Here is a 26,539-nt window from a genome sequence, read left to right as displayed (position 1 = left end):
TCCCCCGGGCCTCACCAATATCGCCGTCAGGGAACACCGGTTCGGCCGGAGCCCTGTTCGGACTTCTCGCCGAGAGGCGACCGCCGTACCGGCCACCACTCGTCCGAAGGCCCTGGGCCGCGCGCCCGGGGCCTTCGCCGTAACCCCGTCCCGGGCGGCACGTGACCCAGCCCACCTGGGACGATGGGAGACACACGTCGTCCTGATGGAGGTCCGGTGTCCAATCCGAGCGGTCCGGTGCTCGTCGTCGACTTCGGCGCGCAGTACGCGCAGCTGATCGCCCGCCGCGTCCGCGAGGCCCAGGTCTACTCCGAGGTGGTGCCGCACACCGCGTCGGTCGACGAGATCCTCGCCAAGAACCCCTCCGCGATCGTCCTGTCCGGCGGCCCGGCCAGCGCTTACTCGCCCGACGCGCCCGGCATGGACCCCGAGCTGGCCAAGTCCGGCGTCCCGATCTTCGGCATCTGCTACGGCTTCCAGGTCCTCGCCCAGGCGCTCGGCGGCACCGTCGAGGCCACCGGCAACCGCGAGTACGGCCGCACCGAGGTGCACATCCCGGCCGACGGTGGTGTCCTGCACCGCGAGCTGCCCGAGCGGCACCAGGTGTGGATGAGCCACGGCGACAGCGTCACCAAGCCCCCGGCGGGCGCGAAGGTCACCGCGACCTCCGAGGGTGCCCCGGTCGCCGCGTACGAGAACACCGAAGACCGCATCGCCGGCGTCCAGTACCACCCCGAGGTCCTGCACTCGCCGCACGGCCAGGAGGTCCTGCGCCGCTTCCTGCACGACATCGCCGGCATCAAGCCGCAGTGGACCACCGCCTCGATCGTCGAAGAGCAGATCGGTCGCATCCGCGAGCAGATCGGCGAGGACGGCCGCGCGATCTGCGGCCTGTCCGGCGGTGTCGACTCCGCCGTCGCCGCCGCGCTGGTCCAGCGCGCCATCGGCGACCGGCTGACCTGTGTCTTCGTCGACCACGGTCTGCTCCGCACGGGGGAGCGCGCCCAGGTCGAGCGCGACTTCGTCGCCGCCACCGGGGTGAACCTGGTGACCGTCGACGCCCGCGAGCGCTTCCTCGACGCGCTGGCCGGCGTCACCGACCCGGAGCAGAAGCGCAAGATCATCGGCCGCGAGTTCATCCGCGTCTTCGAGCAGGCCGAACGCGACCTCAAGGCCGAGGGCGACTACCGCTTCCTCGTCCAGGGCACGCTGTACCCGGACGTCGTCGAGTCCGGCGGCGGCACCGGCGCGGCCAACATCAAGAGCCACCACAACGTCGGCGGCCTGCCCGAGGACCTGCAGTTCGAGCTGGTCGAGCCGCTGCGGCTGCTGTTCAAGGACGAGGTCCGCCGCGTCGGGCTGGAGCTGGGCCTGCCGGAGACGATCGTGCACCGGCAGCCGTTCCCCGGCCCCGGCCTGGGCATCCGGATCATCGGCGAGGTCACCGCGGACCGGCTGGAGACACTGCGCGCGGCCGACGCGATCGCCCGCGAGGAGCTGACCGCGGCGGGCCTGGACCGCGACATCTGGCAGTGCCCGGTGGTGCTGCTCGCGGACGTCCGCAGCGTCGGCGTCCAGGGCGACGGCCGCACCTACGGCCACCCCGTCGTGCTGCGCCCGGTGTCCAGCGAGGACGCCATGACCGCCGACTGGACCCGCCTGCCCTACGACGTGCTGGAGCGCATCTCCACCCGCATCACCAACGAGGTGCCCGAGGTCAACCGGGTCGTGCTGGACGTGACCAGCAAGCCGCCGGGCACCATCGAGTGGGAGTGAGCCGGAGGGACTGACCTGGGGGCGGCGTGCTGGCCGCCCACCCGGTCGCCGAGGGGCGGGCGCCGCACAGCTTCGTGCTCGTCGGCCAGCAGCGCGGCACGAACCAGGTGATCCCGGAGGGCGCCCGGCAGGAGGCCGTCGAGAAGCCGGTCGACTCCTACCAGACCGATTTCCGGGCCGAGTCGGTCGAGTTCCTCGGTCTGCGGGCGTCTACCTCTCGATGCTCACCTGGTGACGAAAAAGGGAGCCGTGGACGGCTCCCTCCTCCGTGGCCTGGCAACGACCGGCGTCAGTCCCGCCGGCCTCCGCGCATCGACGCGCCCAGCATCAGCACCCCGACGAGCACCGCGCCGCCGGCCAGCACCCACTTCAGGTCGAAGGCGGGCAGCCAGGTGGCGCCGTCGGACAGGACGTACGCCGAGACCAGCAGCGTCGCGATCCCGATGATGAGCGTGAAGACGTCGACCCCGCGGCGGCGCTCCGGCTGTGCGGGCGTCTCCGTGTCGTAGGTGTACGGGTTCTCGTGCTCAGCCACGACGCACCTCCAGGCTCCCGACGCCCTGGTCGGCCGTCAGCGTCAGCTGCAGCCCGCCCGGACCGTCGATTCCGTAGTCCACCCCGGTGAGCGGGGCGATCCCGACGCCGTTGGTCTCCCGGCCGAAGCAGCTCACGTCCCCGGCTTGCGACGCGCACGAGTAGGTGACGTCCGCCGTCGCCGGCACGCGCACCGTCGTGTCGCCCGCGCCGAGGTGCACCTCGGTCCGCACCGGCACGTCCGCGGGCAGCCTGGTCAGGTCCAGGTCGACCGTCCCGGCCGTGCGCTGGTAGCTCGGCAGCACCTCGGCCGCGCTCGCCGGCGTGACCCGCAGGTCGCCCATCCCGCCGGAGTAGTCGCCGATCGGCACGGTGGTGAGCGCGACGCCCACGATCGACAGCGGCACCGCCAGCACGGCCAGCTTGCGCCCGCCGCCGGCGAACGCACCGGCCACCATCCCGACACCCAGCACCCCGAGCACCAGGCCGATCACGTGCTGCGGCGAGAACCACGCGTCACCGGTCGAACCGATCGCCGCGCCGACCCCCGCGACCAGCAGCGCGAGGCCGAAGGTCGCGACACCGATCTTGCTCGTCCGCCGTGGCGCGCGCGGCGGTCGCGGCGGGGCCGGGGACGGCGGCGGAACCGGGTCCGGCAAGTCCCAGGCCATCGGGTCGGCGCCCAGCGGGTCCCACCCGGACTCGGCCTGCTCGGTGGTGCCCGGCGCGCTCATCGAGAACGCCGCCGGACCCACCCCGGCCGCCGCGGGCGTCGCCGGTACCGGCCGGTTGAGGTGCCCGCGCCCGCGGTGCAGCAGGTACAGCGCGGTGACCATCATGGCCGCCCCGATGATGCCGCCCCCGTCGAACCAGCCCCCGGCGAACGCCCAGCTGGACAGCGGGAAGAACAGGATGGCCAGCACGATCGTCATGTGCTTGGACATCGAGCTGCGGCCCTGCCCGAACAGCGACTCGATCGGCGACGCCGTGTCGCCCTCGGCCGGGAACAGCAGCCAGCACAGCAGGTACAGCGAAGCGCCGACCCCGCCGAACACGGTCGCCGTCACGAACGCCACCCGCACGATCACCGGGTCGATGCCGTACCGGTTGCCGATGGCCGCCGCGACACCGCCGATCTTGCCGCCCCGGGCGGGACGGCGCGGGCGGCTGGCCCAGAAGTCCTTCACGGTCTCCTCGAAACCGCCCAGGCCATGCGGTTTCGGAGCCTCTGCCGTGTCGTTCATGGTGACCAGCATGCGGGAGCCGGGCCGCGCGCACATCGGGGAACGACCCTGAGTTCGCCGCGGCGGCGATCCCCGGGGTTTTCCCTGATGAATCGTGCTTGCGGGCATGTGACCATGGCAGAACCATGGATCACGTGCAGGAGAAGCCGCGGACCGAGACCGGGATGCCGCTGCCGCGCCCACCGGGCGAGGCGTCGATCGTGCCGGCCGCCGGGAGCGCGCTGACGGAGGCCGACGAGCGGCCCAGGATGTACCGGCGCCGGTCCAGCCGGGTGGTGGCGGGGGTCGCCTCCGGCATGGCCGACCACCTCGGCATCAAGGTGCTGTGGGTGCGCGCCACGTTCGCGATACTGGCGGCGTTCGGCGGGGCCGGGCTGGTGGCCTACGGGCTGCTGTGGGTGTTCGTGCCGCAGCGGCGCCGCGAGGAGAGCGAGACGCCGGCCACCCCGAAGGAGAAGCAGCAGGCCATCGGCCTGCTCATCCTCGGCATCGGCCTGCTGGTCGCCGGCGGCGCCATCACCGGGGCGATCAACGGCTGGGTCGCGGTGCCACTGGCGCTCGGCATGGTCGGCGCCGCGGTCGTGTGGCGGGAGGCCGACGAGTCGCAGCGCCGCCGCTGGCGGGACGGGGCGCGCTCGGGTGTCGCGGGCATGGTGCTCGGCGGCGGGGGATGGTCGGCCGCGGTCCGCATCCTGGCCGGTGTCGCGCTCGTGATCACCGGGATCGGTGTCGTCGTGCTGCGCACCGGTTCGTTCGACCAAGTGAAGTTCGCGTTGCTCGCGGTGCTCGCGACGTTGGTCGGGGTGGCGGTGCTGACCGTGCCGTTCTGGCTGCGGATGGGCCGCGACCTGGGGGAGGAGCGCCGGGCCCGCATCCGCACCGAGGAGCGCGCGGAGATCGCCGCGCACCTGCACGACTCGGTGCTGCAGACCCTGGCGCTGATCCAGAAGCAGTCGGAGTCGCCGAAGGAGGTCGCCCGCCTGGCGCGCAGCCAGGAACGCGAGCTGCGTGGCTGGCTCTACGGCCCGTCCGGTTATGGGACGCCCAAGCAGGAGGTCGGCGGCGGTCAGTTTTCGCAGGCGATCGCCACCGCGTGCGGCGAGGTCGAGGACACGTTCGCGATCTCGGTGTCGCAGGTCGTGGTCGGCGACGCGCAGCTGGACGAGCGCCTCACCGCGCTGGTGCTGGCGGCCCGCGAGGCGATGGTCAACGCGGCCAAGCACGCGGGGGTCGACGAGGTGAGCGTGTACGCCGAGGTGGAGCCCACCGCGGTCACCGTGTTCGTGCGGGACCGGGGCAAGGGCTTCGACCCGGAGACCGTGTCGGAGGACCGGCATGGCCTCGCGGACTCCATCCGGGGGAGGATGGAGCGCAACGGCGGCACGGTACGGCTGCGCACGGCGCCCGGGGACGGCACCGAGGTGCAGCTGGAAATGCCGGTGAAAGCCGAATCTGGAGGAACGCGTTGAGCGAGACACCGCAGCCGAAGGCCCCCATCAGCGTGTTCCTGGTCGACGACCACGCGCTGTTCCGGGCCGGGGTGCGCACCGAACTGGACTCGATCACCGACGAGGTGCGGGTGGTCGGCGAGGCCGGCTCGGTCGCCGAGGCGGTCGCCGGCATCGCCCGGACGAAGCCGCAGGTCGTGCTGCTCGACGTGCACATGCCCGACGGCGGCGGCGCCGAAGTGCTCCGCCGCGTCCGCACCGACCTGCCGGATGTGGTGTTCCTGGCGCTGTCGGTGTCCGACGCGGCCGAGGACGTCATCGCGGTCATCCGCGCCGGCGCCCGCGGGTACGTCACCAAGACCATCTCGTCCAAGGAGCTGGTGCGGGCCATCGCCCGCGTGTCCGAGGGCGACGCGGTGTTCTCGCCGCGGCTGGCCGGTTTCGTGCTGGACGCGTTCGCCGACCGGCCGGGCTCGGCGCCGATCAGCGACCCCGAGCTGGACCTGCTGACCCCGCGCGAGCGGGACGTGCTGCGGCTGCTCGCGCGGGGCTACGCGTACAAGGAGATCGCCTCGGAGCTGTTCATCTCGGTGAAGACCGTCGAGACGCACGTGTCCAGCGTCCTGCGCAAGACCCAGCTGTCCAACCGCTACGAGCTCTCCCGCTGGGCCTCGGACCGCAGGCTGGTCTGAGCCACCACCCGCCGTCGCACGCGGGTGAGCGCGACACCGGCCAGCACCACGGCGACCCCGGTCAGCACGCGCGGGTTGAGGGATTCGCCGAGGACGAGCGCGCCGAGGACCAGGGACACCACGGGCAGCAGGTAGCCGACGACGGACGCCGTGACCGCGCTCTCGGTCGCCAGCAGCCGGTAGTTGAGCGCGAACGCGATCCCGGTCGAGAACACCCCGAGGACGAGCACGGCGATCACCGGCCCGGCGGACAGGTGGACCGGCGCCGTGCCGCCGATGGGCATCGCGAGCATCGTGAACCCGGTGGCGGCGCTCATCTGGGCGCCCGCGAGCGCGACCGGCGACGAGCCGGGGGCCGACAAGTGCTTGCCCTCGTAGACGTACACGAAACCGTAGCTCACCGCGGCGGCGACGCAGGCCAGCGCGCCCCAGCTGAGCAGGTCGGACTCCTGCCACGGCGCGAAGATCAGCACGCTGCCGGCCAGGCCGACGATCAGTCCGGCGAGCTTCGGCGGGTCGAGCCGGCGCTCGACGCCCACCAACAGCGCCATGACCAGCGTCCACAGCGGAACCGTCGCGTTCAGCACACCGGTGACGCCGGAGCTGACGGTCTGCTCGCCGACCGCGATCAGCAGGAACGGCACCGCGTTGTGGAACAGCGCCGCGACGAGCAGGTGCCGCCAGATGCGGCGGTCGGCCGGGAGCCGGTCGCCGCCGGCGTAGCAGAGCCCGATCAGAACCGCGCTGCCCAGCGCCGTGCGGATGAGCACGAGCTGCACCGGCGTGAACGCGGCCAGCCCGATCTTGATCCAGAGGAAGCTCGATCCCCACATCAGCGCCAGGGCACCCAGGCGCAGCAGTGTCTTCAGTTCACCCACGATCTTCACGATCGCGTCGTTGATATGTAAGAACAAGCGAAATTTCCTACACGCAGGTGTTAGCAGAACTGTAGTATCGAGCCATGCTCGACGTCCGCCGGTTGCAGGTGCTGCGGGCCGTGGTGTCCAGCGGGTCGATCAGCGCGGCCGCCCGCAACCTCGGCTACACCCCGTCCGCGATCAGTCAGCAGTTGTCCACTTTGGAGCGCGAGGCGGGCGTCGCGCTGCTGGAGCGGGTTGGCCGCGGTGTGCGGCCCACCCCGGCCGGCGCGTTGCTGTCCCAGCACGCCGAGGTCGTGTTCGCGCAGCTGTCCAAGGCCGAGTCGGAGCTGGCGGACCTGAAGGCCGGCCGGACGGGCCGCCTGGCGATCCGCTACTTCGCGACGGCCGGCGCGGCGCTGGTGCCGCCCGCGGTGGCGGCGTTGCGGGCCGAGTACCCGGGCGTGCGGCTGGACCTGCGGCTCCTGGAACCCGGCGATGCGCTGCCGCAGGTGGAAAACGGTGAAGCCGACGTGGCGATCGTGGTGTTCGCCGGCCACTATTCGAATCCGGGCGTCGAGCTGCACCACCTGTTCGACGACCCGTACCGCGTGGCGCTGCCGAAGGGCCACCCGCTGGCCCGCAAGAGGGTCGTGGACCTGGCCGACCTGGCCGACGACCCGTGGATCAACAACGAGGGCGTGCCCGGCCCGTGCCGGGACGTGCTGATGGCCGCCTGCGGGGCCGCCGGTTTCGTGCCCAACTTCGTCATGGAGTGCGAGGACTACGCCACCGCGCAGGGCTTCGTCGCGGCCGGGCTGGGAATCAGCGTGGTCCCGGTGCTGGGCCTGGGCGCTCCGCAACCCGGCGCCGTGATCCGGCGAATCCGCAACCCGGAGCCCATCCGCCCCATCCACGCCGCGGTCGCCACCCGCTCACGCGACCAGCCCGCCCTCCGCCACCTACTCAAAGTGCTCAAGGACATCAAGAGCGACATCGCCGCGTAGCCCAACCGCCACCCGGCAACGCAACGCACAACCCCCACGAACCACCCCTCTCCCGCAACCCGATCCCCAGCTAAATCGGTTGTCGAGCAGTCGGGTCAAGGTACTCTTTCCAGCCTTGACGCGACTTCTCGGCAACCGAACACTGAAAGATCGGGTTCGGGAGGGGCAGATCCGGGCGTAGCGAAGCGAAGCCGGCGCAGTCAAATACGCGCGTAGCGCCCACTCACAAGAACAAGAGCTGCGTAACCCCGATCCCAATGGCCGCGGCAACAAGCACAGCCATGGCCGCCAGGATCAGCTGCCGCACCCGATCCGGCGAAATCCGCACCAACGGCTCCTTCGGCGGAGGCGGTGGCGGTGACTGCGGCCGGAACGCGGGCACCGTCGGCAGCGCGGGCGCGGTGGGCGGGATGAACGCCGTCTGCCGCCCCTGCGTGATGGCCTGGAACGAGGTGATGCTGTCGGCCAGCGTGGGACGGCTCAGCGGGTCCTCGCGCAGCAGCTTCATCAACGCCGGCGCGAGCACGCCGGCCTTCTCCGGCTGCCGCAGCGGCCCACCGCCGTGGTCCCCGTAGGGCGGCACACCCTCGACAGCCGTGTACAGGGTCGCGCCGAGCGAGAACGCGTCGGTGGCCGCGGCGGCGGTGGCGCCGCGGGAGAGTTCCGGCGCCCGGTAGGCGGGGTTGAACCCGGCGCCGGTGAACCCGATGTCGGTGACCTTGACGCCACCGTCGTCGGCGAGCAGCACGTTGCCCGGCTCCAGCCCGCGGTGCACGACACCGGCCCGGTGCGCCGCGGCCAGCGCCGACGCGAGCTGGATGCCGAGGAACGCGGTCTGCTCGGGCGTGAGCGTGCCGTACTCAGCGAGGAAGTCCGCCATGTTGCGCGAGGGCACGTACTCCATGACCACCCACGGGTCGGCCCCGTCGCGCAGCACGTCGTACACGCCGATGGCGCAGTTGTGCTGGATGCGCATCGCCGCGCGGCCCTCGTCCAGCGCGGCGGCGATCGACTGCTCGCTGTGCCCCGGCGCGATCGGCATCTTCTTCGCGGCCACCGTGCGGTTCAGCTGCGTGTCGTACGCCAGCCACACGATTCCGGCGCGGCCACGACCGATCGGCTGATCCAACCGGTACCGGCCGCCGACGAGTGCGCCCTCAGTACCCACTACACCCTCTCGTCGTCCCGGCGTGTCGGATAGTCACCCACCACCCTACTGGCCGATCCTGAACGTTTCCGGCAATCGTTCCTACGGCGTAGCCGTGGCCGTGCCGGTGTTGGTCGGCTCGTTGTCGTTCGAAGACGGGGTGCTCGTCGGGGTCTTCGACGGGCTTGACTTGGTGGGCGACGTGGTTCGCGGCGTCGAGGTCTCCTCCGCGGTGCTGCGCCGCGGGGAGGAGGACCGCGTCGGCTCCTCGTACTGGCTCGACCGCGTCGCGGTCGGCGTCGAACTCTCCGTCGTCTCCACCGACGAGGTGGTCACCGGCGGCGGCACCACCGGCGGGCTGGTCTCGGTGGTGTTCGTGGCGTTGTCCGGCGGGCTGAACAGCCAGATGCCGAGCGCCACGAGACCGGCCACCACGACGGCGCCGATCGCGGCGGGCACCTTCCACCTGCCCGGCTTCTCGGCCTCGTCGTCCGCGGCCGGGCGGGGCTCGTCGTCGTACCCGGCGGGCACCGCGCGCGTCGCGCCTTGGCGGTCGTAGTCGTCCGTCGGGTAGGCCGCGGTGGTGCCGTACGCGTTGTCCGCGTAGTCGTCGTACTCGTCGTAGAACTGGTCGCTCGGGCTGCCGGCCAACGTGCCGGAGTGCGCGCCCAGCTCGTCGCCGCGGAAGGCGCGCGTGGCACCCGCGCCCGCGGCAGCCCCCAGCGCACCGGCCCCCAGCGCACCGGCGGCCAGCGCGCCACCGGCGAGCGCCCCGCCGGAGGGCGAGAACTGGGTCTCGTCGTCCGGCCCGCCCAGCGGTGTCTCACCGCGAGCCACGGCGGCGAGCAGCTCCTCGGCCTCGGCGGCGGTCGGGCGGTGCTGGACCTCGGGGTGCAGCAGCACGGCCAGCACGCTCGCGAGCGGACCGGACTGCCGCGGCGGGTTGATCTGCCCCGCGGCGACCGCGTGCAGCAGGCTCAGGGTGTTCTCGCTCAGCCCGAACGGCGGCTGGCCCTCGCACGCCGCGTACAGCGTGGAGCCCAGGGAGAACACGTCGGCCTCCGGGCCGGGGTCGCCGCCGATCGCGACCTCCGGTGCCAGGTAGGCGGGGGTGCCGGCGATCATGCCGGTCTTGGTGACCGTGACGTCGTCCTTGGCGCGCGAGATGCCGAAGTCGGTGATCTTCACCACGCCGTTGTCGGCGAGCAGGATGTTGCCCGGCTTGATGTCCCGGTGCACGATCCCGACCGCGTGCGCCTCCTTGAGCGCGGCCGCAATCTGGGCGCCGATGCGCGCCACCTCCCGCGGCGGCAGCGTTTTCCGGTCCCGCAGCAGCTCGGCCAGGCTGGTCGAGGGCAGGTACTCCATCACCAGGCACGGGTGGCCGTTGTCGTCGGTGACCACGTCGAACACCGAGATCGCGTTCGGGTGGTGGAGGCGGGCGGCGATGCGGCCCTCGCGCATCGTGCGCTGCTTGGCGTCCTCGGCCTCGTGCTGGTCCAGCCCCGGTTGCAGAAGCAACTGCTTGATCGCGACCGAACGGCCGAGTACGTCGTCGTGCGCCTGCCACACGGCACCCATGGCGCCGGTGCCGATTCGCCGCTCGATCCGGTACCGGCCGGCGACCAGGCGACCCTCGTCGCTCACGCGACCTCCTTCGGGGGCTGTTTCAGGGCGCGACGCAGTGCCGCACGCCTGGGAGCCTATGCACGTAGCTCGGCCCGTGGGCCGGGTAGGGCCAGATCCGTTCAGTCAAGGCTAGGGTGCTCACTCTGCGCGCATGCATCCGGCACTGTTTGGGGCGATCCGGGCCACGCCTGCTATGGCGGCCGTTACAGCTCCTCGGCGGCCAGCAGGACCGCCTCCGAGATGCTGCGCCCGGCCTGGTCGAGACCCAGCTGCTGGGTGACGCGCAGCCGCGTGCCGTCGTCGCGGCGCATCAGCACCACGGCGAGCACCGACCCGTCCGGCTGGACGTTCGCCTGCGTCACCTTGACCTGGCGCATGGTGCTCCACGCCCGCACCAGGTCACCGGCCTCCTCGCCGGCCAGCGCCGGGCTGAGCAGGTCCAGCGCCTTCTCCGGCGCGGAGTCCACCCGCCGGTAGAACTCGTTGACCACCGCCAGCTTCTCCGCGTCGGTCAGCGCGGCGGCGGTGGTGGTCGTCGGCGCGGCGGACGCCTCGGGGGCGCTCGCCACTCCGGTCGCGGGCGCCTGGGTCGGCGTCACCGGCGCCTGGGCGGCCGGCGCGAGGTTCAGCTGGGGGTGACCGGGCGTGTGACCGCCCCGCTGCTCGTCCGGGGCGCCACCGGAGGCGAACCCGCCGAGCGCGGCCGCCCCGGTGATCTGCGGCGGCGCCGGGCTGGCCGGCGCGGCCGACTGGTCCCGGCCCCGGCTGACCATCGACGACGCCACGACCGCACCCACGAGCAGCGTGCCCGCCATGGTCAGCCCGGTGAGCTTGGCGAGCTTCGCGCCCCGGCTCTCCGGCTCCCGGGGCGGCTCGGTCCGGGTCCGGACGCGCGGTGGCGGCAGGTACTTCCGCGGCTCGCGGAACACCTGCCTGAGGTACTCGCGGTCGACCATCTCGTTGTCGAGGATCTCGGGGGAGATCAGCTCCTCGACGCGGAGTGCGTCCGGCGTGCGGATGGCGCGACGCCGTTCGTGTGCGACTCTCATGGACCTGTCGTCTGGATCTTCCGTCTCGGGGGGACTGGCCGGGGTGTCGTGCTGTTCATCAGCGAACCCCCGTACCGCGTTACCGGCCACCCCCGATCGGTGGAGGGGCACCGGGGAACGACGAACGGCAGTGACCGTCACCCACCTGGCGCAACGCGGTGGTCAGGCACCGTCGCTGGTGATCTTGTCGCCGGAGAACTCGAGCGTGCGCTCCTCGGTGACCTGGCGGCCGTCCTTGTAGACGGTCTGCACGGTGCACACCGTCTTGCCGTCGTACTGGTGCACGCGGATGTGCTTGACCTGGAAGTACGCCACGTTCGCGTACTTGCGCTCCAGCCCCTGCGGGCCCTCCTGCCGCAGCTCGCCGCTGGTCATCGAGGCGGCCGCCTCGGGGTTCTCGGTGACCGTGTCCAGGAAGCTCTGCGAGGTGCTGGCCAGCGTCTTCGGGTCCTCGTCCGCATACACGGTGAACCGGTACGGGTCGGCCTCGTAGGGCGCGGGGGAGGGCGGGGGCTTGCGCGGGACCGAGCTGGTGGTCGTCGTGGCGGTCGCCGAGCCGCTCGTGGTGCCACCGGCTGTCGAGGTGTCGCGGACCGTGCTCGGGCCGGGAGCCCGCACGCCCGCGCTCTCGGTCGGCCGGGCGCTGGTCGTGGCCGGCGCGGGGATGTCGTCGCGGGAGGTGCTGGAGGTGTCGGCCTGCGCGCCGCCCCCGCTGGGCGGTGCGATCTGCTCGCCGGACAGGGTCGGCACGCCACCGCCGAGGCCCGGGACCCACGCGCCGCCGGCCTGGTCCGGCGCCGGTTTCGCGACGAACGCCGAGCCGGCGAACATCAGCGCGACGACGACGCCACCCGAGGAAGCGGTGGCGAACCAGGCGGCCTTGCGCCAGCTGCGCGGCGGGGTCACCGAGGCCGGCACGTTGCCGAGGTCGAACGAGCCGAGGCCGGTGACCGGCGCCGCCTCGTACACGCGCACGTCGGTGTCGTCGGCGTCGCGGGTGCGCGGTGGGGTCAGCTTGACCTTGGTCCGCTGGGGTTTCCGCCCGGGCTGGGCTTGCCGGGTGGGCTGGGCCGACGGCGCGGGCTGGGGAACTGGTAGCTCACCGTGCGCGGGCGGGAACACGTCGGCGGTGGGCCGGGTGTCCGGACCGCGTTCGGTCAGCGGCAGGGAACCGCGGGCGGGTGCGTAGAACGGCTCCGGCGCGCGCCGGGCGGCCGGCCGGTGCGCCGGGACGACCGGGGTCCAGGTTCCGGCGCCACGACGGTGCCGGCCGGTCCGGGAACGAGAGCTGTCCGTGAATTCGGCCCCGCGTGTCATGCCGTGTGGACACCGCCCTCTGCGTCGCCTGACGCCGGACCGAGCCCGATTCGACCGAATGGAGCAGGCCGTGCATGTGCGGGTGCACGTTCGTCTGCACGCGCACGGCCTGTCGCCGGGCGCGTGGTGCCGAATCTTGGCCGTTCCACGCGTTCAAGGGTAAGAGCCCGCGGCGGCCGTCAAAGCGTGATCCCGCAAGTTCACTCTGTTGGGGCCTCGCCGACTCCGTCACCCACCGCTTCGGTAGCGCGCCTGGGTCGACTGCAGGGCCTTCGTGGCGACCGCGCCGCTGCCCGCGGCGACGATGATCGCGAGGATGTCCATTCCCGCGTTGCCCGAGGTGAACAGCCACGCGAGGAGCGACGCGGCGGTCGTCCCGCCGGCGAGCGCCCACCGGCTGCGGACGTACTGCGCGACCGGCGCGCCGCCGGCCCGCTTGTTCGCCGCGTTGTTCAGCAGCGCCAGGTAACCCACATGGGCTAGCGAGGCGAGCACACTGGCGATCGCGATGATGACCGCGATGACGTTAATCATGTCTCCAGTGTGCCCGTCCGCCGCACCACCGGGCCTCCGGGAATCCCCGGAAATCGGACGATTTTCAGCGGCCCAGCCTGCCGCGCCCCAGGTTCAGCAGCGCCATCGCGAGCTGGCGGCCGTCCGGGCCGAGTTCCCGGTAGCGGGCGAGGACGTCCATCTCGCGGTTGTAGACGATCCGCGTGCCGCCCGCGGCCATCCGCGCGGCGCCGATCGTCCGGGAGACCTCGACCCGGCGCTTGACGAGCCGCAGGATCTCGGAGTCGAGCCAGTCGATCTCCTTGCGCAGCTCGGCGATCTCCTCGGCCGAGGCGACGGGTTCGCCCGACGTCTCCGGCGAGCTGTCCTTCTCATTCGTGCGTGCGTTCATCGGGCCCTCCGGTCGGTTTCCGGACCCGCACGGCCCCGAAGCCGACGAAAGCCCCGGGTCCGCGGACTCCGGGGCTTGTGGTGACGGTGGTGTGGGCACCTACGCGATCACGGGAGCCGGAGTCCGGATCCCGTAGAAAAATCGGTACGCGTGGTGCTGCACGCGATCAGTATGGCACAACCCGGCCCCGGCCGCGGACGGCCGCGTGTGCGAGCAGGCTCACGCCGAGCCAGAACATCGGGAACAGCGGCCAGAAGAACTCCGCGTCCGACACCGCGAACCGCGCGATGAGCAGCGCCGACAGCACGGCGACGATCGCGGCGTGCACCCGCAGCGGGACCGGGAAGCGCGCTCCTCGCGGAGGCGCCGGTTCGGGTAGGTCGCGCGTGAGCGCGGTCAGTTCGTCGACGTAGGTCGCGGCGTAGGCGGCCGCGAGCCGGTCTTCGGCTTCGCCTAGGGTCAGCCTGCCCTCGCCGCTCGCCTCCTGCAGCCGGGTCGCCACGCGTTCCCGGTCCTGGTCCCCGGCGCGGATCCGGGTCGATGGTGTGGTCATGCCGTCGATCCTCCGCGTGGCGAGCGCCTCGCGCGTCCGTCCGTCGGCGACACCTGGCGGTACGTCCGGCGCGGTAAACCGTCAGTGCCCCCGAGTAGCGTGGAGAACCGATGAGCACCCTGTTCGACCTCCCCGCCGAGCCGCCCGCGCGCCCGGCGCCGGGCCGCCACGCCGACCTGCTCGCCGACCTCAACCCCGCGCAGCGGGAGGCGGTCACGCACGCCGGGGCGCCGCTGCTGGTCGTCGCCGGCGCCGGTTCGGGCAAAACCCGGGTGCTGACCCGCCGCATCGCCTACCTGCTGGCCGAGCGCGGCGTGCACCCCGGCGAGATCATGGCGATCACGTTCACCAACAAGGCCGCGGCCGAGATGCGCGAGCGCGTCAGCGACCTGGTCGGCAGGCGGGCGAACGCGATGTGGGTGTCCACGTTCCACTCGATGTGCGTGCGGTTGCTGCGCCGCGAGGCCAAGACGCTGGACATGTCGTCGAACTTCTCGATCTACGACGCCGACGACACCCGGCGGCTGGTCACGCTCGTGGCGCGCGACCTGGACATCGACCCCAAGCGCTACCCGGCCCGCGCGCTGGCCGTGCACATCTCCAACCACAAGAACGAGCTGACCGACCCGGAGGACGCCACCGCGAAGGCGTCCAACGACCTGGAGCGCCGCGTCGCCGAGGTCTACACCGAGTACCAGCGGCGGCTGCGGCTGGCCAACGCGTTCGACTTCGACGACCTGATCATGCGCACGGTCGAGCTGTTCCAGGCCTTCCCGGACGTGGCCGAGCACTACCGCCGCCGGTTCCGGCACGTGCTGGTCGACGAGTACCAGGACACCAACCACGCCCAGTACACGCTGGTGCGGGAGCTGGTCGGCACCTCGACCAGCTCGTCCGGTGTCGAGCCGGCCGAGCTGTGCGTGGTCGGTGACGCCGACCAGTCGATCTACGCCTTCCGCGGCGCCACGATCCGCAACATCGAGGAGTTCGAGCGGGACTTCCCGGACGCCCGCACGATCCTGCTGGAGCAGAACTACCGCTCCACCCAGACCATCCTGTCGGCGGCCAACGCGGTCATCGCGCGCAACCCGAACCGGCGCGACAAGCGGCTGTGGACCGACTCCGGCGACGGCGAGAAGATCGGCGTGTACGTCGCCGACAACGAGCACGACGAGGCGGCCTTCGTCGCGGGCGAGATCGACGCGCTGGTCGACCAGGGCCAGGCGAAGTACTCCGACGTCGCGGTCTTCTACCGCACCAACAACCAGTCGCGGGTGTTCGAGGAGATCTTCATCCGGCTCGGCCTGCCCTACCGGGTGGTCGGCGGCGTGCGGTTCTACGAGCGGCGCGAGGTCCGGGACGCGCTGGCCTACCTGCGGGTGCTGGCCAACCCGGAGGACACGGTCAGCCTGCGGCGCATCCTGAACGTGCCCAAGCGGGGCATCGGCGAGCGGGCCGAAGCGTGCGTGGCCACGCACGCCGAGCGGGAGCGGATCTCCTTCGCGGCCGCATTGCGGGACGCCGCGGCGGGCAAGGTGGCGCTGCTCAACCCGCGGTCGGCCAAGGCGATCGCCGGGTTCGTCGAGCTGCTCGACGGGTTGATCGAGCTGGTCGACCGCGGCGCCGAGGTCGCGGACGTGCTGGAAGCCGTGCTGGAGCGCACCGGGTACCGGGCCGAGCTGGAGGAGTCCGACGACCCGCAGGACGCCTCCCGGGTGGACAACTTGACGGAGCTGATCACGGTCGCGCGCGAGTTCGCGGAGCAGGCGGCCGAGATGGCGCCGCTCGCCGAGGACGACGCCGGGGTGCCCGAGCCGGGCTCGCTGCCGGCGTTCCTGGAGCGGGTTTCGCTGGTGGCGGACGCGGACTCGGTGCCCAGCCCCGATTCCGACGGCGAGGAAGAGGACTCCGGCGTGGTCACGCTGATGACCGTGCACACCGCCAAGGGGCTGGAGTACCCGGTGGTGTTCTGCACGGGCTGGGAGGACGGTGTCTTCCCGCACCTGCGCGCGCTGGGCGAGCCGGCCGAGCTGGCGGAGGAACGGCGGCTGGCGTACGTGGCGATCACGCGGGCGCGGCAGCGGCTGTACCTGAGCCGGGCGATCACCCGGTCGGCGTGGGGGCAGCCGATGACGAACCCGGCGTCCCGGTTCTTCGACGAGGTGCCGTCCGAGCTGCTCGACTGGCGCCGCGAGGAGCCGTCGTCGGCCGCCGAGTCGTCCTTCGGCTCACCGCGCGCCGCGACGACGTGGGGGCGGCGGTCGCGCTTCGGCGAGGACTCCGCGCAGGCCGGCATCGCGGCCCGCGGCATGCGGTCGACGCCGTTCAAGGGCTGGCAGAACACGGTCGCGCTGAAGCTCGAGGTGGGCGACCGGGTCAACCACGACAAGTACGGGCTCGGCACGGTGGTCGAAACCTCCGGCGAGGGCCCCCGCGCCACGGCGACGATCGATTTCGGCAGTGCCGGCAAGGTGAAGCTGATGCTGATCGGCAGCGTGCCGATGGTGAAGCTGTAGCCGCTGCGCGGCGGCCCGGAGGGTGACGCGGTAGGCGCTGCTCACCGGCGCGGAGGGTGACGTGATCGGCGCTGCTCGGCGGCGGCCCGTTCGTTTTTACGCCACCGGCGGCGTCAGCGGACGCTGAGGCCGCCGCTTTCGGCGCGCCTTCGAGGTCCCTTCCGGCACTGGGCTTCTCCGGCCCTGGCCGGATGCCGCGCCATGGGTTCTCGCCCGCCGTACCGGGCGCTGAGGCCGCCGCGGCGGCCGGGGCGCGCGCCGCTTCGGCGCGCCTTCGAGGTCACTTCCGGCGCCGGCTATCTCCGGCCCTGGGCCGGATGCCACGCCCTGTGTTCTCGTTCGCCGCACCCAGGGCTGACGCCGCCCCGCAGCCACGGCGCGCCCGCTGTGGTGCGCCTTCTGGGTCCCTTCCGCCACCGGCCATCTCCAGCCCTGGGCCGGATGCCGCGCCCTGCGTTCTCGCCCCCACGCCGGGGCGCCGAGGCCGCCGCTGCGGTCACGGCGCGCGCCGCTTTCGGCGCGCCTTCGAGGTCACTTCCGGCACCGGCCATCTCCAGCCCTCGGCTGGATGCTGCGCCCTGCGTTCTCGTTCGCCGCACCCAGGGCTGACGCCGCCCCGCAGTCACGGCGCGCCCCGCTGTGGCGCGCCTTCTGCGTCACTTCCGGCACCGTCCTTCTCCAGCCTGCGGCCGAATGCCCGCGCCCTGCGTTCCGGCCGCGCCGCACCGGGCGCTCCCCAGGGCCCCCACGATCCCGGCCTGCCGCCCTCGCCTCCGATTAACTCGATCGGGCGATCATCGGGCCCCGAGCAAGCCAAAACTGTCAGACCCCTCCGCTATACCTGTCTCGAACGAAAGTTCGAACCTTCGGGAGGTCATGGTGTGGGCAGGCAGTGGTTCCCGTACGTGCGGGCGGGCGTCCTGGAGCGCATCGAGCGCATGGTCGCGCGTGCGGCTGGCGACGGGGCATTACCCGCCGCGGAGGCACTCGTCGTCCTTGGAGCCTGGCAGGCGCTCCTGGAGCGCCACGGCGGGCCGGACGGCCGGTGCGCGCTGTGCCGCCGCACGTCGCGGAGGCTGTGCACCGTCTGGCAGGTCGCGGTGGCCTACTTCGTGCGGCCGTGAACAAGCCCGGGAGGGGCCACCAGAGGTAGACACCACGCGCCGAGAGCCAGCTGCGCGGGTCGAGCTTCTGGCCTTCAAACGGTCCAGCAGGCCGCGATGGCCCACGTGCGGCCGCGAACGAGCAGGGGAGGGGTCGTCAGAGGTACACGCCACGCGCGGCGAGCCAGCCGCGCGGGTCGATCTTCTTGACGCCGTCGAGCCAGACCTCGAAGTGCAGGTGCGGGCCGGTGCTCTGGCCGCGGTTGCCGATCTCGGCGATCTTCTGCCCGCACTTGACCTTCTGGCCCTCGCGCACCGAGAAGCTGTTCATGTGGCCGTAGACCTGCACGGTGCCGTCGTCCAGCTGGATCTTCACCCACAGGCCGAAGCCGCTGGCGGGGCCGGCCTCGATCACCACGCCGTCGGACGCGGCGTAGATCGGGGTGCCGATCGAGTTGGCGATATCGATGCCGTAGTGGCTGGTGCCCCAGCGGGCGCCGAAGCCGGAGGTGTAGGTGCCCTTCGCGGGCAGGCAGGTCTTCGGGCGGGCGGCCTCTTCGGCGGCGATGCGGGCGGCTTCGGCGTCGCGGGCCTGGCGGGCCATCGTGACGTTCTCGCTGTCGGTGAGGCGCTGCACCTCGGCCGAGGCGTCCGTGAAGTTGGCCGCGGGAAGGATCTCGGGCGCGCCGGTGGGGGCGTCACCACCGACGGCGAACGACGCGCTGGCGTCCTCGGCGTTGGCCAGAGGGGTCACGCCGGCGTCGGAAGTCTGCACGGCCTGGAGCGTCTGTCCTGCGGCGGCCGCGGCGAACGCGCCTGCCGCGACGGCGGCGACCACGACCCGACCACGCAGCGCCGACGAAGGCGCGGGGAGCCGGTGAGCGCCCCGGACCCGGACGACGGCGCCGTCCAGAGCGTCGTCATCGAGTTCCGGGGAAGGAGCTTGGCCGCCGGGGGAGCGGTATCGAGCCAAGTCGAGGCCTTCCGTTACTCGGGGGGTCAGACCGCGGGCGCCGGGCGGGGGATCCCGGTGGGCAACCGTTTCGGGGGTTTGGCTGCCCGTCGCCCACATCGTGACCTGACCGTGATGGGGACCGGGGGACAGTAACGAAGGGATGTGGTTGTCGGCAAGAACCGGCCGTCCTCTGGGCCGAACGTGGCGCGCGGACCGGCCGTCCAACAGCAGCGATGACACTGGGTAGAAGGGATATTCCGCCGTTGGTGTGACGTGCAACACGGTTTGTTAGTTCGTGGGGCTCCGGGGGCAACCTGGGAGGCTTGCTAGCGTCGGCGCCGGTGTCGGTAGCGAGACCGCGCGGGCCCGCGATCGCCAATGCCGCGGAGTGCGGCGGTGGCAGTGTGGCGGCGGTGGTGCCGGGCGCTGGTGTCAGGCACGGGCTGCGGTGTGCCCGCGGCTCTCGGACGCCGAGGCCGGCCGTCCCGACCGCTCCTCCGACCCTCGACAACGTGAGATCACATGGACACTGACAGCACCGGCGGCGCGGCCGCCGCGCGGCTCGACGCCCTCCCCGACACGCCCACCGCGGGCCGGTCCCCGTCAGTCCCGGCCTATGTGGTGGGGGCGGTCTCGGCCGTACTGCTCGCCGCGGGTGCGGTCGTGCCGGTGGTGAACGGCGTGGCGCGCGGGTTCAACAGCGCGCCGCTGCTGGTGGTGCTCGCGGTGGCGCCGATGGTCGTGGTCGCGGTGCTCGCCCTGAAGGGACGCCACCAGACCGCGGCAGGCGTGCTGGCCGCGGTGGCGGCCCTCGCCCCGGGACGGCTGGTGCTCGACCTGATGCTGCTGACGGACCCGGTCCGCGCGGCCCGCCCGGAGCTGTTCCGGCTGCACTCACTGGCCGACCCCGGCAAAGCGCCCGGCCTGTGGCTCCTGCTGGCCGGCCACCTGGCCGCGATCGCCGCAGGGGTTATGGCAACGCGGGCCGCCGCGCCGAAGGCGGACACCCCCTGGACCCCGAGGACGTCCCCCGCCGCCGAGGCAGCCGCCGCCCGCGTCGCCCAGGCCGGAGGCGGTGCCAGTGCCGCGTCCGCGAGTGGGGGCGCCGCCACGCAGCGCGCGGCTCTTGAGTCGGCGGCAGGCGGTACTGATCAGGCGACTGGTGGGCAGAACGCCCGCCCGAAGGACACCTCCAGCGACACCGGCCCCGAACCTGCCTCCGACTCCACCGCCTCCGGCGGCTCTGGCTCAGCGGGCGCTGCCGCCTCCGGCGCCTCCACCACCCCCACCTCTTCCACCACCACCTGGCCCGAGGCGGCCGACGTCAGCCGTGCGGGGCTGCTCCTCGGGATGTTCGCCGCGGTCGTCTCGGCCGTGGGTGTCATGATGGCGCCCTTCACCTCCAGCGACGCCTTCCTTCCGGCTGGCAGCGCCTTCGAGAGCCCGGGCCTAGTCCTCGGGGGCAGTCTTCTGCTCGCCTTCGCGCTGCCCGTCGCCACCGTGTTGCTCGCCGGGTCGGGCAGCGCCGTCGCCCGGGGTGGGTTGCTCGGGCTCGGCGTCACGGCCGCCGTCCTCGGGTTGCCGAACCTCTTCTCCGGCCTCAGCCTGCCCGGCGTGCGGCTCGCGGCCGGGCCGATCCTCGTGCTCGTCGGGGCGGCCGGCATGGTCGCCGCCGCGTTCCTGCCCACCGCCACCACCCCGGACGCCACCCAGGACGACGAGGCCGGCGAGATCACGCTGCCCGGCATCCGCCGCCTGCGCATCGTCACCGGCGTCCTCGCCGTGCTCACCGCGGCCGCCGCGATCGCCGGCGCCCTCACGCCCCAGGTGGTCATCACCGAGACCCTCAACGGCCCGCAGAGCCCGTCCCGCTCGGCGCTGCTCGTCGCCGGGCTGCTCGTCGGCGTCCTCGGCCTCGTCATGTTCACCGCGGGCCCCGCCGGCTACGCGCGGCCCGCCCTCTCGGTCGCCTGGGTCACCATCCCCCTCGCCGGCACCGCTGTCCTGACCATGGCTGTCACCGCCACCGAACTCGGCGCCGGCCTCACCCCGGGCCCGGGCGTCCTCTGGACCGCGCTCGCGATCGTCGGGGCGGCCGCCACAGCCTGCTGCTCCGTCGTCGCCGGCATGGTCGAACGCGACGAGACCACCGACCCGGCCACCGCCTTCGGGGACGGCCCCGCCGTGCCGGGCGCCGACCTGCTCACCCCGCTCGTCGCCGCCGGGATACTCGCCATCGGCGCGTTCGGCACCCCGTCGATCCTCGCGCCGGACTACGTCGAACCCGCCCTCTGGTCCAGCTTCGGCACGCCGTCGTGGGGCCTGCTGGTCGCGCTCCTCACCGTCCTCGGCGCGTGCGTCCTCGCCCCCCGCTGCCGTCCGGCCCGGGCCGCGGCCCTGCTCGCCGGCGCCGCCTGCGTCGCCGGGTTGCGGGCCGCGGAGCTGCCGCTCGTCGGTGACGAGATCGCCGGTGCGCACGCCGGGCTGGGCTGGTGGCTCGCGCTGGGCTGCGCCCTCGCGCTCGTCATCGCCGCCGTCCTGGCCGCGCGTGGCTCGATTCACACCCCGAAAACACGCTCTGGATCCATACGGTGACCGAGTTCACCGGATGCGCTGCCCCGAGCCAAAGCCCAGGTCGCTAGGGTCGTCTCCGTCCGGCAGCATGGTTTGCAACAAGCACCCGCCTGCGGATCGCCCCTCGCGAGACGACCGGTGACTCAGGCGGTGTGTGTCGTCAGGAGACTGGAGTAGTGGACCTCTACGAATACCAGGCGAAGGACCTCTTCGCCGCCCACGGCGTGCCGGTACTGCCCGGCGCCGTAGCGAGCACCCCGGAAGAAGCCCAGGCCGCCGCCGAGAAGATCGGTGGACAGGTCGTCGTCAAGGCCCAGGTCAAGACGGGCGGCCGCGGCAAGGCCGGCGGCGTGAAGCTCGCCAACGACCCGGCCGAGGCCAAGGAGAAGGCCGAAGCCATCCTCGGCCTCGACATCAAGGGCCACATCACGCGCCGCGTGCTGGTGACCGAGGCGTCCGACATCGCGGAGGAGTACTACTTCTCCTTCCTGCTGGACCGCGCCAACCGCACCTTCCTCGCCATGGCCTCCGCCGAGGGCGGCATGGAGATCGAGCAGCTGGCCGTGGAGCGGCCCGAGGCGCTCGCGAAGGTGCCGGTCGACGCGATCGCCGGTGTCGACAAGGCCAAGGCGCTGGAGATCCTGACCAAGGGCAACTTCCCCGAGGTCATCCGCGACCAGGCGGCCGACGTGGTCGTCAAGCTGTGGGAGACCTTCGTAGCCGAGGACGCCACCCTGGTCGAGGTCAACCCGCTGGTCCGCGACCCGCAGGACAAGATCGTCGCCCTCGACGGCAAGGTCACCCTGGACGAGAACGCCTCCTTCCGGCAGCCGAAGCAGGAGGAGCTCGTCGACAAGCAGGCCGAGGACCCGCTGGAGGCCAAGGCCAAGGCGAAGGACCTCAACTACGTCAAGCTCGACGGCGAGGTCGGCATCATCGGCAACGGCGCGGGCCTGGTCATGTCCACCCTCGACGTGGTCGCCTACGCCGGTGAGAAGCACGGCGGCGTCAAGCCCGCCAACTTCCTCGACATCGGCGGCGGCGCCTCGGCCGAGGTCATGGCCGCCGGCCTGGACGTCATCCTGAACGACCCGGCCGTCAAGTCGGTGTTCGTCAACGTCTTCGGTGGCATCACCGCGTGCGACGCGGTCGCGACCGGCATCGTCGAGGCCCTCAAGATCCTGGGCGACGAGGCCACCAAGCCGCTCGTGGTCCGCCTCGACGGCAACAACGTCGAGGAAGGCCGCCGGATCCTCGACGAGGCCAACCACCCGCTCGTCACGCAGGTGGACACCATGGACAACGCAGCGGACAAGGCTGCCGAGCTGGCCGCGGCAGGAGCGTAAGAGACATGTCGATCTTCCTCGATTCCAGCAGCAAGATCATCGTTCAGGGCATCACCGGGTCCGAGGGCACCAAGCACGCGACCAAGATGCTGCAGGCCGGCTCGAACATCGTCGGCGGCGTGAACGCCCGCAAGGCCGGCCAGACGGTCACCATCGCCGGCAAGGACCTCACCGTGTTCGGCACGGTCGAGGAGGCCATGAAGGAGACCGGCGCCGACGTGTCGGTCATCTTCGTGCCGCCGAAGTTCGCCAAGGACGCCGTGATCGAGGCCATCGACGCCGAGATCCCGCTCGCCGTGGTGATCACCGAGGGCATCCCGGTGCACGACTCGGCCTACTTCTGGGCCCACGCCGTCGCCAAGGGCAACAAGACCCGCATCATCGGCCCGAACTGCCCGGGCGTCATCTCGCCGGGCAAGTCGAACGCCGGCATCATCCCGGCCAACATCACCGGCCCGGGCAAGATCGGCCTGGTGTCCAAGTCGGGCACGCTGACCTACCAGATGATGTACGAGCTGCGTGACATCGGCTTCTCGACGGCCGTCGGCATCGGTGGCGACCCGATCATCGGCACCACGCACATCGACGCTCTGGAGGCCTTCCAGGCCGACCCGGAGACCGAGGTCATCGTCATGATCGGCGAGATCGGTGGCGACGCCGAGGAGCGGGCCGCGGCCTACATCAAGGAGAACGTGACCAAGCCGGTCGTCGGCTACGTCGCGGGCTTCACCGCCCCCGAGGGCAAGACGATGGGCCACGCGGGCGCGATCGTGTCCGGCTCGGCCGGCACCGCGCAGGCGAAGAAGGAGGCCCTCGAGGCCGCGGGTGTGAAGGTCGGCAAGACGCCGTCCGAGACCGCCGCGCTGGCCCGGGAGCTGTACGAGAACCTGCACTGACCGCCGAGCGGTCCACACCCGGCCGGGCACCGATCGCGGTGCCCGGCCGGTGTGCGTTCCGGCACTCGAAATTCGACGCAACCGTTTGACGCCCCGGCACGTCGGATAGCCGGATGGGGTGGCTGGGAACCCCGGGATGCGCTAAACCGTTCCCGGACATATCGGCACCCCGGTTCGGGCGAAGACAGGAGAGCAAGCGCGATGACGTTCCCCAGTGGTGGACCGGGATACCCGCAGCAGGGCGGCGGTGGCCAGCCCCCGGGGACCGGCGGGTTCCCCCAGCAGCAGCCCCCGGCGCAGCAGTCGGGGCCGAGCCTGTCGCCGGCGAACCTGAGCATGATCCTGACGCTGTTCATCGCCCTGCTGGGCCTGGTGAACTACTTCATCGGGTTTTCCGAGGAGGCGCAGGGCGCCGACCAGCCGGTGCTGTTCCTGCTGGTGGGTGGCCTGCTCGCCGGGCTCGCGGTGCTGCCGAGGGGGCCGCGGACGCTCCCGTTCGCGGTGTTGTTCAGCGTGCTCGGCGCGCTGACCGCGATCCTGGTGGTCGTGCACATCCCGGAGCAGGCGGAGACGCCGGGCATCTACACGGTGATCCTGATCCTGGGCATCCTGCAGATGCTGGTCGCGATCGCGGCGCTGCTGTTCGACGCGGGTGTGCTGAAGATGCCGCAGCCGCAGCAGCCGCAGTACGGCCAGCCCTACGGGCAGCCGGGGCAGTTCGGCCAGCCGGGCCAGCCCGGCCAGGGGCCCGGTGAGCAGAAGGCCGGCCCGGGGGGCACGCAGTACGGCCCGCCGGTGACGCCGCCCCAGCAGCAGTCGACGGTCTACGCCCCGCAGCAGGGGCAGTTCTACAACCCCGCGGCCAAGCCCGAGGGCCAGCAGGGCCAGCAGGGCCAGCACCCCGGTACCCCGCCCGGCGGCAGCCCCCAGAGCTGAGTGACGCGGAGCGATGGCGCCCCTTCCCGGTGGGGAGGGGCGCAATCTTTTGCCGGGAGGCGGCGCCCCCGGCATCCCGCCTGGTGGCAGCCCCCGAAGCTGAGCGTCGCGGAGCGAGCGTCGGCGAACTTGCGATGGCGCCCCTTCCCGGTGGGGAGGGGCGCAATCTTTTGCCGGGAGGCGGCGCCCCCGGCATCCCGCCTGGTGGCAGCCCCCGAAGCTGAGCGTCGCGGAGCGAGCGTCGCTGAACTTGCGATGGCGCCCCTTCCCGGTGGGGAGGGGCGCAATCTTTTGCCGGGAGGCGGCGCCCCCGGCATCCCGCCTGGTAGCAGCCCCCGAAGCTGAGCGTCGCGGAGCGAGCGTCGGCGAACTGATGAGGGCGCCCCTTCCCCCGACGGGGAGGGGCGCTTTCTGTTCTCGGCGGGCCCGCCGCGCCGCCCTTCCCGTTCGAGGAGGGGCAATTCTTCGACGGGCGCGAGCGCGGCCCGCGCTCAGTCCACATTTCCCTTTTGTGGCTTAACCCGCATGAGGGAGGAACGGCGTGGCTCACCCGGTCGGCGCAGTCTTGGTGCGAGGGTGCCAGACATGCAGGTGCTCACCTCGTACGGCCGGTCCGGGGAAGGGGTGACTGACCCGGAACACCGGGGCGAGCGTTCTCCGGTGGTCCGGGCGAGGGTGTTCGCCGCGGCGGTGGTCGGTCCCATCGTCACCGGGTACGTCTTCGTCGCCGCGCTGTTGGGGCTGGTCACGGCCATGGCGTCGGTCGCCGAGTTCTCCGTCGGCGGGGTCCTGCGCGCGGCGGGGCCGGGCTGGCTCGCCGCCTACCAGGTTCCCCTCACGATCGCCGGGCGGCCGCTGGGCGTGCTGCCGCTGCTGGCGACCATCGGCGCCGGCGCCCTCGTCGCCCGGTCGGCCGCCAACGCCACCCAGCGCCTCGGCTACCGCGAACCCGGCGCCACCGTCCCGCTGATCGCCGCGGTCACCAGCGCCCACGCCCTCGCCGGGCTGGGCATCGCCCTGTTCGGCAACGACGAGAGCGTGCGCGTGGAGCCGCTGTCCGCCTTCGCCGTGCCCGCCGTCCTCGCGGGCGTCGCCGCCGCGGCCGGGGCCGCCTCCCGGTCCGGGGTCGCGGCCGCCATCCGCGACTACCTGGACCCGCTGGCCCTGCGCGGTCTGCGGGCCGGCGCGCTCGGCCTGGCCGGGCTGCTCGCGGTCGGGGCGCTCGTCCACACCGTCGGCCTGGTCCTCGCGTCCGGCACGATCCGCGAACTGTTCGCCGCCAACGCGCCCGGGTTCGGCAGCGGCGCCGGGATGCTGCTGCTGTCGCTGGGCTACCTGCCCAACGCGGTGGTCGGCGGCCTGGCCTTCGCCACCGGACCGGGCTTCTCGATCGGCTCGTTCTCGCTCACCACGTTCTCCTTCACCGGCGGTCCGGTGCCGGGCCTGCCGGTGCTCGCCGGCGTTCCCGAGCACGCGACGCCCTGGTGGCCGGTCCTGATGCTGTTGCCGGCCGCGGTCGGCGCGCTGCTCGGCTGGACGTTGCGGCGCGCCGACGAGAACCCGCTCGCCCGGCTGCGGATCGTCGGCATCGCGGGCGCGCTCGTCGGGTTCGGTTGTGTGTTGCTCGGCACGCTCGCGGGTGGCCGGCTGGGCGGTGGCGCGTTCGACCCGGTGACCATCCCGGTCGGACTGGTCTCGGTCGCCGCGTTCGGCTGGATCGCCGTGCCCGGCGGTCTGGTGGCCTGGTTCGCCGGTCCGCACGCGCGCCCGGAGCCGGAAGAACCCGAGGCCGAGCCGGAAGAACCCGAGGCCGAGCCGGAAGAACCCGAGGCCGAGCCGGAAGAACCCGAGGTCGAGCCGGAAATCGAGGCCGAGATCGAGAACCTCGAGGCCGAGCTCGAGGAGCTGGAAGCCGAGGTCGACGAGCCGTCCGAGGAGGAGCCGGAAGAGGAGTCCGAGGACGAGCCGGACGACGACGAGGAGCCCCCGCCCACCGACGAGAAGCCGGAACAGCCCAGCTAGCCCGCCCGTCTCCCACCACCGCCCTCAACGGAGC

Annotated in this window: 22 protein-coding genes; 11 read left to right on the top strand and 11 right to left on the bottom strand. The window is 72.4% G+C overall.

The window, feature by feature from the left end; genetic code table 11:
- The first annotated feature begins 216 nt into the window (after nt 1-216).
- The gene (gene guaA, locus IE290_RS15070) at nt 217-1,776 is read left to right on the top strand and encodes a glutamine-hydrolyzing GMP synthase (RefSeq protein ID WP_229874511.1); all 1,560 of its coding nucleotides are present in this window, start codon (nt 217-219) and stop codon (nt 1,774-1,776) included.
- 289 nt (nt 1,777-2,065) lie between these two features.
- On the opposite strand, the gene IE290_RS15065 is transcribed toward guaA, so the two are convergent.
- Together IE290_RS15065 and IE290_RS15060 are read right to left on the bottom strand one after the other, a co-directional pair.
- Nucleotides 2,066-2,311, bottom strand: a complete 246-nt coding sequence (locus tag IE290_RS15065) for a hypothetical protein (protein ID WP_191245237.1) — start codon at nt 2,309-2,311, stop codon at nt 2,066-2,068.
- On the bottom strand, nt 2,304-3,566 hold the full coding sequence (locus IE290_RS15060) for a PspC domain-containing protein (RefSeq protein ID WP_191245744.1): 1,263 nt from the start codon (nt 3,564-3,566) through the stop codon (nt 2,304-2,306). The genes IE290_RS15065 and IE290_RS15060 overlap by 8 nt, the downstream gene beginning before the upstream one ends.
- Nucleotides 3,567-3,679: 113 nt before the next feature.
- On the opposite strand from IE290_RS15060, the gene IE290_RS15055 reads away from it, so the two are divergent.
- Together IE290_RS15055 and IE290_RS15050 are read left to right on the top strand one after the other, a co-directional pair.
- Nucleotides 3,680-5,023 carry an ATP-binding protein gene (locus tag IE290_RS15055; RefSeq protein ID WP_191245236.1) on the top strand — a complete coding sequence of 448 codons (1,344 nt, stop codon included), beginning with the start codon at nt 3,680-3,682 and terminating at the stop codon, nt 5,021-5,023.
- Nucleotides 5,020-5,694, top strand: coding sequence for a response regulator (locus IE290_RS15050; RefSeq protein ID WP_191245235.1), 675 nt, complete (start codon nt 5,020-5,022; stop codon nt 5,692-5,694). The genes IE290_RS15055 and IE290_RS15050 overlap by 4 nt, the downstream gene beginning before the upstream one ends.
- On the opposite strand, the gene IE290_RS15045 is transcribed toward IE290_RS15050, so the two are convergent.
- Nucleotides 5,652-6,572 (bottom strand): DMT family transporter, encoded by a 921-nt coding sequence (locus tag IE290_RS15045; protein ID WP_191245234.1) that lies wholly within the window; start codon nt 6,570-6,572, stop codon nt 5,652-5,654. The two genes, IE290_RS15050 and IE290_RS15045, sit on opposite strands and share 43 nt — an antisense overlap.
- 83 nt (nt 6,573-6,655) lie before the next feature.
- Between IE290_RS15045 and IE290_RS15040 the strand changes: the two genes are divergently transcribed.
- Entirely contained in the window at nt 6,656-7,558 is a 903-nt protein-coding gene (locus IE290_RS15040) for a LysR family transcriptional regulator (protein ID WP_191245233.1), read from the top strand.
- Nucleotides 7,559-7,781: 223 nt separating this feature from the next.
- Here IE290_RS15040 and IE290_RS15035 read toward each other — a convergent pair whose 3' ends face one another.
- The 7 genes from IE290_RS15035 to IE290_RS15005 all read right to left on the bottom strand — a co-directional run bounded on the left by IE290_RS15035 (nt 7,782) and on the right by IE290_RS15005 (nt 14,157).
- Nucleotides 7,782-8,726 (bottom strand): serine/threonine-protein kinase, encoded by a 945-nt coding sequence (locus IE290_RS15035; protein ID WP_191245232.1) that lies wholly within the window; start codon nt 8,724-8,726, stop codon nt 7,782-7,784.
- Nucleotides 8,727-8,807: 81 nt separating this feature from the next.
- Nucleotides 8,808-10,352: a serine/threonine-protein kinase gene (locus IE290_RS15030; RefSeq protein WP_191245231.1), complete on the bottom strand. Its 1,545-nt coding sequence runs from the start codon at nt 10,350-10,352 to the stop codon at nt 8,808-8,810.
- A gap of 185 nt (nt 10,353-10,537) precedes the next feature.
- Nucleotides 10,538-11,383, bottom strand: coding sequence for a hypothetical protein (locus IE290_RS15025; protein WP_191245230.1), 846 nt, complete (start codon nt 11,381-11,383; stop codon nt 10,538-10,540).
- A gap of 162 nt (nt 11,384-11,545) precedes the next feature.
- The gene (locus IE290_RS15020; RefSeq protein ID WP_229874510.1) at nt 11,546-12,700 is read right to left on the bottom strand and encodes a hypothetical protein; all 1,155 of its coding nucleotides are present in this window, start codon (nt 12,698-12,700) and stop codon (nt 11,546-11,548) included.
- A 228-nt stretch (nt 12,701-12,928) separates the two neighbouring features.
- Complete coding sequence (locus tag IE290_RS15015; RefSeq protein ID WP_017986712.1) at nt 12,929-13,234, bottom strand: hypothetical protein; 306 nt, start codon at nt 13,232-13,234, stop codon at nt 12,929-12,931.
- Nucleotides 13,235-13,298: 64 nt separating this feature from the next.
- Nucleotides 13,299-13,604, bottom strand: coding sequence for a chorismate mutase (locus IE290_RS15010; RefSeq protein ID WP_191245229.1), 306 nt, complete (start codon nt 13,602-13,604; stop codon nt 13,299-13,301).
- A gap of 166 nt (nt 13,605-13,770) precedes the next feature.
- A complete protein-coding gene (locus tag IE290_RS15005) occupies nt 13,771-14,157 on the bottom strand; it encodes a DUF1707 domain-containing protein (protein WP_191245228.1) in 387 nt (128 codons plus the stop codon).
- 110 nt (nt 14,158-14,267) lie between these two features.
- Between IE290_RS15005 and pcrA the strand changes: the two genes are divergently transcribed.
- Both pcrA and IE290_RS14995 read left to right on the top strand, forming a co-directional pair.
- Nucleotides 14,268-16,673 carry a DNA helicase PcrA gene (gene pcrA / locus IE290_RS15000; protein ID WP_191245227.1) on the top strand — a complete coding sequence of 802 codons (2,406 nt, stop codon included), beginning with the start codon at nt 14,268-14,270 and terminating at the stop codon, nt 16,671-16,673.
- An 881-nt stretch (nt 16,674-17,554) separates the two neighbouring features.
- Nucleotides 17,555-17,797, top strand: coding sequence for a hypothetical protein (locus IE290_RS14995; protein WP_191245226.1), 243 nt, complete (start codon nt 17,555-17,557; stop codon nt 17,795-17,797).
- 136 nt (nt 17,798-17,933) lie between these two features.
- On the opposite strand, the gene IE290_RS14990 is transcribed toward IE290_RS14995, so the two are convergent.
- Nucleotides 17,934-18,614, bottom strand: coding sequence for a M23 family metallopeptidase (locus IE290_RS14990; protein WP_191245225.1), 681 nt, complete (start codon nt 18,612-18,614; stop codon nt 17,934-17,936).
- Nucleotides 18,615-19,253: 639 nt separating this feature from the next.
- Between IE290_RS14990 and IE290_RS14985 the strand changes: the two genes are divergently transcribed.
- From IE290_RS14985 to IE290_RS14965, 5 genes are all read left to right on the top strand, one after another.
- Nucleotides 19,254-21,326: a hypothetical protein gene (locus IE290_RS14985; protein WP_191245224.1), complete on the top strand. Its 2,073-nt coding sequence runs from the start codon at nt 19,254-19,256 to the stop codon at nt 21,324-21,326.
- Between the two features lie 155 nt (nt 21,327-21,481).
- Nucleotides 21,482-22,651: an ADP-forming succinate--CoA ligase subunit beta gene (gene sucC, locus IE290_RS14980; RefSeq protein ID WP_191245223.1), complete on the top strand. Its 1,170-nt coding sequence runs from the start codon at nt 21,482-21,484 to the stop codon at nt 22,649-22,651.
- 5 nt (nt 22,652-22,656) lie between these two features.
- On the top strand, nt 22,657-23,547 hold the full coding sequence (gene sucD, locus IE290_RS14975; RefSeq protein ID WP_091504942.1) for a succinate--CoA ligase subunit alpha: 891 nt from the start codon (nt 22,657-22,659) through the stop codon (nt 23,545-23,547).
- 201 nt (nt 23,548-23,748) lie between these two features.
- Nucleotides 23,749-24,483 (top strand): DUF5336 domain-containing protein, encoded by a 735-nt coding sequence (locus IE290_RS14970; RefSeq protein ID WP_191245222.1) that lies wholly within the window; start codon nt 23,749-23,751, stop codon nt 24,481-24,483.
- 660 nt (nt 24,484-25,143) lie between these two features.
- Nucleotides 25,144-26,505, top strand: a complete 1,362-nt coding sequence (locus IE290_RS14965) for a cell division protein PerM (RefSeq protein WP_229874509.1) — start codon at nt 25,144-25,146, stop codon at nt 26,503-26,505.
- The last annotated feature ends 34 nt before the right edge of the window (nt 26,506-26,539 follow it).

The sequence above is a fragment of the Amycolatopsis deserti genome, assembly GCF_014653945.1.
Classification (GTDB): Bacteria; Actinomycetota; Actinomycetes; order Mycobacteriales; family Pseudonocardiaceae; genus Amycolatopsis_E; species Amycolatopsis_E deserti.
This window is presented reverse-complemented; position numbering and strand designations above follow the sequence as displayed.

What these genes read in the sequence shown, in the direction of transcription:
- IE290_RS15055 (WP_191245236.1), top strand. Translation starts at nt 3,680, where the DNA reads ATGGATCACGTGCAGGAGAAGCCGCGGACCGAGACCGGGATGCCGCTG.
- IE290_RS14985 (WP_191245224.1), top strand. Translation starts at nt 19,254, where the DNA reads ATGGACACTGACAGCACCGGCGGCGCGGCCGCCGCGCGGCTCGACGCC.
- IE290_RS15020 (WP_229874510.1), bottom strand. Translation starts at nt 12,700, where the DNA reads ATGACACGCGGGGCCGAATTCACGGACAGCTCTCGTTCCCGGACCGGC.
- IE290_RS15005 (WP_191245228.1), bottom strand. Translation starts at nt 14,157, where the DNA reads ATGACCACACCATCGACCCGGATCCGCGCCGGGGACCAGGACCGGGAA.
- IE290_RS15010 (WP_191245229.1), bottom strand. Translation starts at nt 13,604, where the DNA reads ATGAACGCACGCACGAATGAGAAGGACAGCTCGCCGGAGACGTCGGGC.
- sucD (WP_091504942.1), top strand. Translation starts at nt 22,657, where the DNA reads ATGTCGATCTTCCTCGATTCCAGCAGCAAGATCATCGTTCAGGGCATC.
- IE290_RS15040 (WP_191245233.1), top strand. Translation starts at nt 6,656, where the DNA reads ATGCTCGACGTCCGCCGGTTGCAGGTGCTGCGGGCCGTGGTGTCCAGC.
- IE290_RS15060 (WP_191245744.1), bottom strand. Translation starts at nt 3,566, where the DNA reads ATGCTGGTCACCATGAACGACACGGCAGAGGCTCCGAAACCGCATGGC.
- IE290_RS14970 (WP_191245222.1), top strand. Translation starts at nt 23,749, where the DNA reads ATGACGTTCCCCAGTGGTGGACCGGGATACCCGCAGCAGGGCGGCGGT.
- IE290_RS15015 (WP_017986712.1), bottom strand. Translation starts at nt 13,234, where the DNA reads ATGATTAACGTCATCGCGGTCATCATCGCGATCGCCAGTGTGCTCGCC.
- IE290_RS15025 (WP_191245230.1), bottom strand. Translation starts at nt 11,383, where the DNA reads ATGAGAGTCGCACACGAACGGCGTCGCGCCATCCGCACGCCGGACGCA.
- pcrA (WP_191245227.1), top strand. Translation starts at nt 14,268, where the DNA reads ATGAGCACCCTGTTCGACCTCCCCGCCGAGCCGCCCGCGCGCCCGGCG.